We start from the raw sequence: 11,230 nt of genomic DNA, 5'->3' as shown, positions 1-11,230 counted from the left end.
CAGGTCGCCCAGCCCGTGCAGCAGGACCAGCGCGCCCGTGCCCAGCAAGATCACTGTAATCCAATCCATGCCGCCGACGTCCACTTCCCACGGTGCAAGCGATGCCGCGAGCCGTCGTGGATACGAGACGAACACCAGCAGGATCGCCGCGGCCGACATGCCTGCCTGCACCGCGAAGATCATCCGCCAGCTCGCATCCTCCACCAGCACCGCCGTGAGCCACGGGGCCAGCGCCGCCAGGCCCATGCCGCCGGCATTGAAGCCGAGAAAGAGAGGGCGGCGCTCTTCGCGGGCCGCCACCAGCTGGATGATGATGCGTGAGGCGGTGAACAAGCCGCCGGCGCCGAAACCTTGCACGGCGCGCGCCAGGCTCAGTTCCAGTGGCGTATTGCAAACGGTGCACAGTACGGCGCCCACGGTGGCGATGGCCAGGCCGAGCAGGGTATAGCCGCGATAACTGATGTCCTGCGCGATGCGCCGCAGCACCAGGTTGGCGGCCATGGCCGCGGCGGCATAGGACGTGAGGCTCCAGAGAAAATCCTCCGGCGAGGCGTGGATGCCGCCCCGGATGTGCGTACCGGCGACGCCCATCATGGATGACGCCACGAAATCCACGCCAGTAGCGCAGCCCAGCGTGAACGCAAAGAGATATACCTGCGCCGGTGACAGATCGGGGTGCTTGGCCAAYGTCGCGCTGCCAGTTGCCATGACGGTCTCGTCCATCGCGTGAATGCAATCCGCGGTCCGGTCCGCTCGCATCTGGACGCTGGGGCAAGCCGGGCCGAAGCACCGTGCGGCGAGCGAGGACGGCCAGCATTCCCAGTATCGGCCAAATGAGCGGAGCGCCCAAGCCGAACATCGGGAGCGTGTTTCAGGACCGCCGTGCGTCGTGGCGACAATCGCTCGGCGCGCGCCATGCCGCCCTGGCGCCGTCCGGCTCACGGCAAATGGTTATATCCCTGAACGATGCCCGGATATTGGGCGCGAGTTTGCGCGCCAATGGTGATACCGCGCACGGGTCTACGTTATCGAAACGGTTCGCGCTGGGATTATTATTCTGCGCATTATCGAGATAATGCACGCCTTGACGGTGGGGCGAATCGCTGCAGTCCCGTGCGGAAAGATCCAGGCTCTGCCGGAGAGGCGGTTCATACGCCTGTATTCCCGCCCGACAACATATTGTCTTGACTCAGGCTGCCGGATTGGCCGGAAAGCGGAGGGCAAGACGCGGCGCGAGTATGCCGGGACGAGGCGCGGCGTAACGGGTGGTCCGACGAGGAACCGGGGTCATGATGATTTCGCTACGCCGAATAACGAGTGCGCTTGCGCTCGGTCTGCTGTTGTCCGCCTGTGCCACGGGCCCGCAATCGTCCGCCGTGCCGCAAGCCTCCTCGCTGCCGTCCGATGCGGCCAACAAGGCCTTGTCGACCGAGGTATTCGTCTACGCCTATCCACTGGTGCTGATGGATGTGACGCGCGAAGTCATGACAGCGCGCACGCCCGTCAATACTTTCTCGCACAAGCGCAGCTTCCCGGACGCTTCTTTCACCGAGGTGGTCAGCCCGAATGCGGATACGCTTTATTCGACGGCATGGCTGGACTTGTCCGCCGAGCCGGTGATCCTGTCGCTGCCCGATACACACGGCCGCTATTACCTGATGCCGCTGATGGACGCATGGACCAATGTCTTCGCGTCTCCAGGCAAGCGTACCACCGGTACCAAGCGGGCTGTGTTTGCCGTAACCGGTCCTAAATGGAAAGGCACATTGCCAGCGGGTGTAAAGGAAATTCGCGCCCCCACGGATATGGTGTGGCTGATTGGCCGTACCCAGACCAACGGCAAGCAGGATTATGCGGCGGTCCGCCACTTGCAAGACCAGTATCGGCTGATGCCGCTCTCGGCATGGCAGCGGGGTGGCAAGGCGCGGCCCAAGGCCACGCAGCCAAGCCTGACCGAAGCGGTTGCCGTGGACGTGGAGACGCCACCTGTGGAGCAGGTGGCAGCCATGGACGCGCAGGCGTTCTTCACGCGTTTCGCAGCGCTGCTGCCCGCCAATCCGCCCGCGGCGGCCGACGCCGCCATGGTGGAATCGACCAAGAAGCTCGGCATCGTCCCGGGCATGCCATTCTCCGTAACTGCGATGGAGCCCTCGACGGCGCGCGCGGTGCAGGAAGGCGCCACGACCGCCCTGGCGGGCATCGTCGCAGCCGCCAGGCGCGGCGGCGAGCCGGGGATTCAATGGACCGTGCACCGGGATCTCGGCAATTACGGTACGTCCTATGGCAAGCGTGCGGTGGTGGCATGGGTGGGGCTGGGCGCCAATTTGCCGGAGGACGCGCTCTACCCCATTACGCGCGTGGATGCCGCGGGCCAGCCGCTGAGTGGCGCGCATCGCTACCGGATGCATTTCAACAAGGGCCAGATGCCGCCGACCGATGCCTTCTGGTCATTGACCCTCTACAACAGCAAACAGGCATTCGTCGCCAATCCCCTTGGCCGCTACGCCATCGGCGACCGCGACCGGCTCAGGTATAACCGCGACGGCTCGCTCGATATCTTTATCCAGAACGCCCGCCCGCAGGGCAGCCGCGCCGCCAACTGGCTGCCGGCGCCGCCAGACGCCTTCAACCTGACGCTTCGCGTGTATTGGCCCCGGCAAGCGATGCTGGACGGTGCATGGAACGCGCCCGCGGTGGAACGGGTGGATTGATTTCCGGGCGGTTTCAGCCACAGGAATGAGAAAAACCCGCCTTGGCGGGTTTTTCTCATCAGGATGCCAGCGAACTGCCTGCCGGCTCAGAACTTGTATTTGATGCCGGCGTAGAGCGCGCGGCCGGAACCCGGGTAGAACACCATGGTGTTTGCGGTCCGGGCATCGGTCACGGTGCTGAAGTCGCTCACATAGCGCTTGTCGCCGAGGTTGCGCGCGTCGAGGAAGACTGTCACGCCGCGCTGGAATTCATAGCTGGCTTGCAGGCCAAACAGCGCATAGCCGGGTGCGCGCAGCGTGTTGGCGTAGTCGACATAGGCGCCGCCCGGCACCCAGTCGATGGTGCCGGCCACGYGCAGCCCGGCCGCGCGGCTGTAGGCGATGGTGGTGCGCAGCACGTGCTCGGGCACGCCGGCGATGCGGTTATTGCCGTACTGCGGATCGTTGTCGAAGCGGAAGTCGCTGTAGTTCCACAGTTGCGACAGCGTGAGCTTGTCGCCCGAGCCGAACACGTTTTGCAGCACGTCGCTCGAGACGCCAAGCTCCACGCCTTGCAGCGTGGTGCGGTTGGCGTTGAAGGTGGCGGCCGGGATATTCGGGTTTGTGGTGTATTGCAGCAGTTGGTCGCGTACCAGCGAGCGGTACGCGGTCACGTCCCAGGAGAATCGCTCGCGCTTGCCGCGCGTGCCCAGTTCCAGCGTCCAGCCGTGCTGGGCGCTCAGCGGCACGAAACGGGTGGTGGCCGCGAAGGTCTGGGTCAGGTCGGTGAAGTCGGGCACGTCCGCGCTGCGCGTGATGTCGGCAAAGGCCTGCACGTCGCGAACCGGCTCCCACAGCACGCCGAACTTGGGGTTCACGCCGCTATAGGCGACGCTGTCGGACTTGGCTGTAGGGTCGGCCGGCAGACCGCCGTAGTCATGGTAGTTGCGGACATTGCGGTAAGCCTTGGCGCCCGCCATCAGCGCGACAGTCGGCGTTACGTAAAGACGGTCTTCGAGATAGGCCTCGTAGTTATACGCGTCCTGCGCCGCATTGAGCGTCTGGGCGCCACGGTTGCCCGCGTTGTTGATGTACTGGCGCGCATCGTTGTTGCCACCGAAGAAGCGCGCGCCGACGATAAGCTGGTTGCGCAGGCCGCCAACGGTCTGCGTGCCGGTGTAGCGCGGGGCGAACCCGTAAGTCCAGGAGTCCTGGTCGATGACCTGGAAGATCGGGTGGTACAGGCTCTTGTGGATGACCCAGGTGGTGAAATCGAGCTGGCCGCTGTCGAGCTTGACGGTGGTCACGTTGGCAACGCGCTCGGTACGCGTATTGCGCGCCTGGTCGCCGGCCACCGCGGCGGGCGAGGCCTTCGTCGGATTGTTCAGTGCATCGGACAACGACAGCGAGCCGGGCAGCTTCTGGTCGACGATATAGGCACCGAGGTAGAAGCGCGTTTCCACCGCCGGGCTGAAGCGGTAGCCGAAGTTGGCATTGAACTGCTCGTACTGGCCGCGCTCATGAGCGCGGTAGCCATCGGCGTGGTTGACGCTCAGGTTGGCCAGGAAATCGAAAGCGCCGATCTGGCGCGAGACCTGGCCGCTGGCGCGCACGGTGCCGAAGCTGCCGCCGTCCACGCGCAACTGGTTGGGCGCGTCGGCGGTCAGCGCGGTGGGCGTGGTGAAGTTGATGGCGCCACCCAGCGTGGTGCTGCCATAAGCCAGCCCATTGCCGCCCTTGTAGATTTCCGCGGCGCTCAGGCCGAGCGGATCGATCTGGTAAAAGTCGCCGCTGCCATCCGCGAAGTTGGTGGGAATGCCGTCTTGCAGGATTTCGAGGCCGCGCGTGTGATAGCCGCGCGCAATGCCCGACCCTCGAACGGATAGCCGGAGTTCCTGGCCGTAGCGCTCCTGCACATAAACCCCTGGCGCATCCTTGAGGACGTCGCGCAGGTTGCTGGCGTAAGTGTCGCTGTAGGACGCAGCGTCGACAAAGCCTACCGAGCCGGCCGTCTGGTCCAGCGCCTGTTTCTGCTGCTGGACATTCGGCACGGTCAGCGATCCCGGCGCCTTGGCTGTCACTGTGGTTATGGGCAGTGTGACAGCGGCGTCCGCCGGGGCCGGGCTGGCGGCTTGTGCGAGGGCGGCGCTGGTGAATGCCGCGGCGGGCAGGGCGGCGGCACGCCGCTTCCAGTGTCTGGCTCGTTTCATGTTTTCCCTTGTGACGCCGGACCTGCTTGGGGCCGCGCCTTTTCGTCGTGCTTGGATAGGCGCGTACGATACGGAAGACCCCCTGCCGCGCGCTATGTGACACAGTGCCGCATTAATTGCACCAGGGCACATCCGGCGATGTGGACGGCAGGGCGAAGCCGTTCCTTTTACCCGTCGGGAAACAAAAAACAGCCAGCTTTCCGGCATGCTTCGCACACCGGAAAGCTGGCTGACGTATTTGCTAACTCGATTTAATTCGATTTAATTCGATCTAAGCCGGCTTCATTCGATGCCGGGTTGCTCAGGCCGCGTGGCTCACGCAATCGACACAGCCCGCTGCGTGGCCCGTGCCATGCTGTGCCGCGTGCCCGCCGAGGCCCGCCCGGCGGGTGGTGCGCTGCCAGGTGGGGGCGCCCGTCTTGCCGATCTGCTCGCGCAGGCTGCGCGCGGCGGCCACCATATTGGCCAGCGCGGCTTCGGTTTCCGGCCACGCGCGCGTCTTCAGCCCGCAGTCCGGATTGACCCACAGGCGTTGCGGCGGGATGACCTCGCAAGCCCGTTCGAGCAGGTGCGTGATGGCTTCCACGCTCGGCACGCGCGGCGAGTGGATGTCGTACACGCCCGGTCCGATCTCGTTGGGATAGTCGAACGCACCAAAGCCTTCGAGTAGTTCCATGGCCGAGCGCGAGGTCTCGATGGTGATCACGTCGGCATCCAGCGCGGCGATGGCGGGCAGGATGTCATTAAATTCGGCATAGCACATATGCGTGTGGATCTGCGTTTCGTCCGCCACCGATGCGGCCGAGATCTTGAACGCGTGCACCGCCCATTCCAGGTACGCTGCCCAGTCGCCCTTGCGCAGCGGCAAGCCTTCGCGCAAGGCGGGTTCGTCGATCTGGATGATGCGGATGCCGGCCTGCTCCAGGTCGGAGACTTCATCGCGGATGGCCAGCGCGAGTTGCAAAGTGGTGGTGGCGCGCGGCTGGTCGTCGCGCACGAAAGACCATTGCAGCATGGTGACGGGACCCGTCAGCATGCCCTTCATCGGACGCTCGGTCAGTGATTGCGCATAGCGCGTGGTTTCCACCGTCATCGGCTCGGGGCGGTACACATCGCCGTAGATCACGGGCGGCTTGACGCAGCGTGAACCATAGCTCTGCACCCAGCCGTTCTCGGTGAAGGTGTAGCCGCACAGTTGCTCGCCGAAATACTCGACCATGTCGTTGCGCTCGGCTTCGCCGTGCACCAGCACGTCCAGTCCCAGGGCTTCCTGCTTGCGCACCGCGGTCTCGATTTCCGCACGGATGCGTTGCAGGTAGTCCAGCGCGCCGATCTCGCCGCGGCGGTAGGCGGCGCGCGTCTGGCGGATCGCKGTCGTCTGCGGGAAGGAGCCGATCGTGGTGGTCGGCAGCGCCGGCAGCTGCAGCGCGGCGCGCTGGCGTTCGATGCGGGTCTGGAAGGGGCTCTTGCGTTCCGCCATGGCGGCGCTGACCGCCGCGACGCGTGCCTGCACCTGCTGGTTGACCACGCGGCGCGAGCTGCGGCGCGAGGTGAGTGCGGCATCGGTAGCGGCAAGCTCGGCGGCTACCGGCCGCGGCGCGCGCACCAGGTCGATGTGGAAGCCTTGCACCGGCAGGGCGGCAGCGCGTGCCGCGTGGTCGGCGGCGCTGTCGAAATAGGTGGCAAGGAGCAGCTTTACGCCGGAGCCGGCCAGTTCGGCGTAGGCGCCGTCATACGCATCGAGCCACGCCGGCGCCAGGTCCAGGCACAGCGCCGGCTCGTCGATCTGCACCCATTCGATGCCGCGCTCGCGCAGGCGGGCCAGGATGCGGCCATAAGCGGCCACCAGGCCGGGCAGCAGGCTCAGGCGGTCGAAGCCGTCCACATGCGTCTTGGACAGCCACAGGTAGGTGACCGGCCCGATCAGCACCGGCTTGGCCGTCAGGCCCAGCGCCAGCGCTTCTTCCACTTCATCGAAGAACCAGTCCACGCCGCCATCGAAGCGGGTATCGGGTGCGAGTTCGGGGACCAGGTAGTGGTAGTTGGTGTCGAACCACTTGGTCATTTCCATGGCGGGCTGCGCCTTGTTGCCGCGGGCCAGCTCGAAATACTGCGCCAGGCTCAGTTGCCCGGGGTCGAAGCCGAAACGCGCGGGCAGGGCGCCAAGCAACGCACTCAGGCTCAACACCTGGTCGTAGTAGGCGAAGTCGCCCACCGCGACGCTGTCCAGCCCGGCTTGCGCCTGCGACTGCCAGTGACGCTGGCGCAGCCCGGCCGCCACCTGGCGCAGGCTGGCTTCGTCGGTTTCGCCGCGCCAGAAGGCCTCCTGGGCGAACTTCAGTTCGCGCTGCGCGCCGATGCGGGGAAAGCCGGGGATATGGGTGCGTGCCATGCAATGCTCCGTATGTGAGATGTGACGATGGCGCCCAGTTTGGAATCCGGAGTAAAATGAATCAAGCGATAAGATTTAATCAACGTATGAATCAATTTCATATCAATCCGACCAGGCGCTGCCCGGCCCAACGCAGGAGCCAGCCGTGATCGAAGTCAGGCACCTGCGCTCCCTGGTGGCGATCGCCGAGTCAGGCAAGCTGGCCTCGGCCGCCGAGCGCGTGCATGTGAGCCAGTCGGCGCTGTCCCACCAGATCAAGGGCATTGAGGCGCACTACGGCCTGCCGCTGTTCGACCGTACCCGCCAGGGCCTGCGCTTTACCCCGGCCGGCGAACGCCTGCTGGCGCTGGCCCGCGAGACACTTGCCGCCATCAGCACGGCCGAACGCGATCTAGCCCGGCTCAAAGGCGATACGCGCGGGGAGTTGCGCATCGTGCTGGAGTGCCATACCTGCTTCGACTGGCTGATGCCCGTGATGGACGAGTTCCGCCGGCGCTGGCCGGAAGTGGAGGTGGACCTGGTGGCGGGGTTCCACGCCGATCCGCTGGCCTTGCTGGCCGAGGGACGCACCGACATGGTCATCGGCTCGCTGCCGCCGGCCAAGCGCGGACTGGCGGTGGCGCCGCTGTTTCGCTTCGAGATTCTGGCGGTGATCGCCAACGAGCACCGGCTGCGCAACAAGCGCCGGATCGAGGCGGCCGACCTGGCCGGCGAAACCCTGATCACCTACCCGGTGCCGGAGCAGCGCATCGACCTGATCCGCGAAGTGCTGGAGCCCGCCGGCATCAAGCTGCAGCGGCGCACGGCCGAGTTGACGGTGGCGGTGCTGCAACTGGTGGCCAGCCGCCGCGGCGTGGCCGCGCTGCCCAACTGGGGCGTGAAGAACTACGTCGACCACGACTATGTGCTGGCCAAGCGGATTGGCGCCAAGGGTTTGTGGAGCGAGCYGTATGCGACCACGCCGGCCGCGCTGGCGGAGCGGCCCTATGTGCGCGATTTTGTCTCTATCGTGCGCGATACCTGTGCCGCCGAGCTGGACGGGATCGAACTGCTGCCGGAGCTTGCATAGCGCGGACAGCAGCGCGCGCCGCCGCTATTGCACCAGTTGCCCGCTGCGCTCCGCCACGCCGATGCGTGCCTCGGTGCCCGCATTGAACTGCAGGAAATCCGCTTCGATGCCATCGCTGAAGATCACGCCGGACTCGGGCATCAGCGAGCGCAGCACGATCTGCTCGCCGCGCGGGATGTCGCCATACACCAGGGTGGCATCGGTGGCGCGGCTGGGAAAGGGCTCGCGCACGGCAAATACCAGCCGGTCGGTATCCCACGGCAAGGCCTGATACGGTGCGTCCGCCTGCGCGATGGCGCGCGCGCCGGTGACGATGCTCTTGAGCCAGGCCGTAGAGCCGAGCCCGGTCGAGACAATGACCCCGCTCGACGATTGCACCTCGCACTGCGCGCCGAGCCGGACCTCATAACGCGCCGAGGTGTGGCTGCGCGGGCCGATAAAGAAGTCGTTGACCGCGTACAGCACCTGCTGGTCCGACAACTCGGCGCGCGCCATGGTGACTGGCCGTGCAGGGCGGCGATCCTGCATCGCCTCGGCCAGCACGCGCGCGAGGTCGCCAGCCTGGAACGGCAACAACACGCCGTCATAGCGCGCCGGGTCGGGATTCACGCCGAGCAACGGCTGGCCATTGAGGTACTTCATGGTGTTGGCGACCAGGCCGTCCTGGCCCAGCGCGACGACGATGTCGTCCGGGCCGAACAGGAAATTAGGCAGGAACTGGCGGTCCACCACCTGCCTGCGCAGGTAGCGCGACAGCACGGCGGCGACCTGCTCGCGCGCGGCCAGGTAGGTGTCGTGCTCGCGCCGGTAATCGGTGATGTCCGCGCCCAGGTGCTCCAGGTAGAAGCGTGCCTGCGCCAGCGAGTGGTAGCGCGCCAGCAGTTCTTCCAGCCGCGTCTTGCGCGTCACCAGCACTACCTTGCGATCGGCGGCTGTGCCCATGTGTCTTGCTCCCTTTGTCCCGTATGGTCTCAGCCGCGGCCCTTGGCCTGCGGTGCCAGCAGCGACTGCAGCAGCTCCGGCGACATGTTCAGCTGCCCGATCCGCTCCGCCTTGTCGGCAATGCCGCCAAAGGCCTGCGCGATCAACTGGCCTGGGGCCATGCCCGATGCGGCCAGCGCCTGCACGATGCGCGCGTCTGCGCCCTGCAGCGCCTGCATCACGGCGCCAAGGCGGTGTGCCTCGGCCTCGGCGGTGGTGCGGGTGTTATCGGCCTCCAGGCCCACGAATTCCTTGCGGCGCGCTTCCAGCGCGATCTGCGCTTCCATGCCACTGGCTTCGAGTTCGGCCTGCTTCTTTTGCACCGCGGCTTCGGCTTCCATCTGCGTCTCGCGGATGGTGCGCTGCTTGAGTTCCACGGCGACTTCGGTGTCGAGCTCGCTCTCCTTGATGGCGCGTTCGTTTTCCACCGCGGCGTTACGGCGCGCGTAGATGGCGTCGTCGGCGGCTTTCAGGATTTGTTCGCGGACTTCGGCTTCCAGGGCGCGCGCGGTTTCGGCGCGCGGCTTGACGGCCACCATCGAGAACGAGAGGATTTCCAGCCCTAAAGCGAGCACGTCCGGCTGGCTCTTGAGCGCGCCTTCGACCTGGCGCGCCATGCGGTCCGAGGCCTGCAGGGCGGAGCGCAGCGTTTCCGCGCTAACGGCCTGCTGCACCAGCACTTCCACCACGCCTTCGACGCGGGTGCGCAAGTTCTGCGGATCCTCGGAAATGTAGTTGCGGCCATCCGGCTTGAGCGCGAAATTGAGCATGGCGGCTGTCTTGCGCGGCTCTGCGATGCGATAGGAGAGATTGCCCTGCACCGTGACGGACTGGAAATCGGTGGTGATCAGCTCGAAGATGTAGGGCAGGATCTGGCTGCCCACCGGCACCGCCACCAGGGAGGTGGTGGGCGCGTAGTAGTAGAACGACTGGCCGCTGCCTTCGCGGACGATCTTGCCGCTCTTCATCTGCATCAGGTAGGTGGTGGGATCTGCCTTGATGAATCGGATGCCGAACATGGTGGTCCTTTCGCGTGGTGTCTTTGATTGCCCGCATTCGGTGGCGGGTATTAAGTGTGTCTGTGCCACTAATGTAAGTGGGGCTGTGACACTTGTCAACTTATAATCCGGCCTGAACAACCTGCCGCAAGGAGCGCACAGCCCTATGACGAAGCCCGCCGCGCCCGCCTTCGGGCGCCCGCTGACCACCGTGGACGTGGTCATCCTTACCATCCGTGCCGGGGCCTTGCAGGTGCTGCTCGTGCAGCGCCCGCAGTTGCAAGGCGAGCCTTTCCCCGGGCAATGGGCCCTGCCGGGCGGTTTCGTGGACATCGAACGGGATCAGGATCTGCAGGGGTGCGCGCTGCGCAAGCTGGCGGAGAAGACCGGAGTGAATAGCCCGTATCTGGAACAGGTGGGCAGCTGGGGCAGCGCCAAGCGCGATCCGCGCGGCTGGTCCACCACCCATGTGTACATGGCCTTGCTGGCCGATGCCACCCTGGCCCCGCAGAAGGGCGGCAATGCCGCCGACCTGCGCTGGGCGCCGGTGGAGGGCGACGGCGTGTCCGTGCCGCTGGCCTTCGATCACGCCGACCTCCTGGGCGCGGCGCTTGGGCGCGTGCGCGGCAAGACCGAATACACTTCGCTGCCCGCGCACCTGTTGCCGCCGGACTTTACGCTTGGCGAGCTGCAGCACGTCTATGAACTCGTGCTGGGCCGGCCACTGGAGAAAAAGGCTTTCCGGACCCGCATGCTGGCGGCGGGCCTGTTGGAAGAGCTCGGCACGCAGAAGGAAACCGGGCGGCGCCCGGCTTCGCTCTACCGGTTGCGAGCGCAGTCCGGGCTGGTCTATTTCACGCGGAGTTTCGAGCAGCGCGAGCGCGCGTGAA

General features: G+C 65.8%; 8 protein-coding genes. 3 read left to right on the top strand and 5 right to left on the bottom strand.

All coding sequences use genetic code 11. From position 1 onward, the window contains the following. Positions 1-708 (bottom strand): MFS transporter (locus AC1DKD_RS16490; protein ID WP_477143476.1); only part of this gene is annotated, 708 nt, incomplete at its 3' end. A gap of 581 nt (positions 709-1,289) precedes the next feature. On the opposite strand from AC1DKD_RS16490, the gene AC1DKD_RS16485 reads away from it, so the two are divergent. Continuing rightward, the gene (locus AC1DKD_RS16485; RefSeq protein ID WP_441634927.1) at positions 1,290-2,711 is read left to right on the top strand and encodes a DUF1254 domain-containing protein; all 1,422 of its coding nucleotides are present in this window, start codon (positions 1,290-1,292) and stop codon (positions 2,709-2,711) included. Between the two features lie 86 nt (positions 2,712-2,797). On the opposite strand, the gene AC1DKD_RS16480 is transcribed toward AC1DKD_RS16485, so the two are convergent. Together AC1DKD_RS16480 and metE are read right to left on the bottom strand one after the other, a co-directional pair. Then, the gene (locus AC1DKD_RS16480; protein WP_477143475.1) at positions 2,798-4,900 is read right to left on the bottom strand and encodes a TonB-dependent receptor family protein; all 2,103 of its coding nucleotides are present in this window, start codon (positions 4,898-4,900) and stop codon (positions 2,798-2,800) included. Between the two features lie 301 nt (positions 4,901-5,201). Beyond that, a complete protein-coding gene (gene metE, locus AC1DKD_RS16475; protein WP_477143474.1) occupies positions 5,202-7,292 on the bottom strand; it encodes a 5-methyltetrahydropteroyltriglutamate--homocysteine S-methyltransferase in 2,091 nt (696 codons plus the stop codon). A gap of 145 nt (positions 7,293-7,437) precedes the next feature. Between metE and AC1DKD_RS16470 the strand changes: the two genes are divergently transcribed. After that, positions 7,438-8,361 (top strand): LysR family transcriptional regulator, encoded by a 924-nt coding sequence (locus tag AC1DKD_RS16470; RefSeq protein WP_477143473.1) that lies wholly within the window; start codon positions 7,438-7,440, stop codon positions 8,359-8,361. A gap of 24 nt (positions 8,362-8,385) precedes the next feature. On the opposite strand, the gene AC1DKD_RS16465 is transcribed toward AC1DKD_RS16470, so the two are convergent. Further along, a complete protein-coding gene (locus AC1DKD_RS16465) occupies positions 8,386-9,303 on the bottom strand; it encodes a diacylglycerol kinase catalytic domain-containing protein (RefSeq protein WP_441634935.1) in 918 nt (305 codons plus the stop codon). 29 nt (positions 9,304-9,332) lie between these two features. Next, entirely contained in the window at positions 9,333-10,361 is a 1,029-nt protein-coding gene (locus tag AC1DKD_RS16460) for an SPFH domain-containing protein (RefSeq protein ID WP_035864275.1), read from the bottom strand. 145 nt (positions 10,362-10,506) lie between these two features. Between AC1DKD_RS16460 and AC1DKD_RS16455 the strand changes: the two genes are divergently transcribed. Then, complete coding sequence (locus tag AC1DKD_RS16455) at positions 10,507-11,229, top strand: NUDIX hydrolase (protein ID WP_441634937.1); 723 nt, start codon at positions 10,507-10,509, stop codon at positions 11,227-11,229. The last annotated feature ends 1 nt before the right edge of the window (position 11,230 follow it).

Source organism: Cupriavidus sp. 05T313 (assembly GCF_056396665.1).
Note: the sequence above shows the minus strand (reverse complement) of the source record. Positions and strands in the feature narration are given on the sequence as shown.

Bases quoted from the DNA above. Each gene is read 5' to 3' on its own strand.
- AC1DKD_RS16485 (WP_441634927.1), top strand. From the start codon at position 1,290: ATGATGATTTCGCTACGCCGAATAACGAGTGCGCTTGCGCTCGGTCTG.
- AC1DKD_RS16465 (WP_441634935.1), bottom strand. From the start codon at position 9,303: ATGGGCACAGCCGCCGATCGCAAGGTAGTGCTGGTGACGCGCAAGACG.
- AC1DKD_RS16460 (WP_035864275.1), bottom strand. From the start codon at position 10,361: ATGTTCGGCATCCGATTCATCAAGGCAGATCCCACCACCTACCTGATG.
- AC1DKD_RS16455 (WP_441634937.1), top strand. From the start codon at position 10,507: ATGACGAAGCCCGCCGCGCCCGCCTTCGGGCGCCCGCTGACCACCGTG.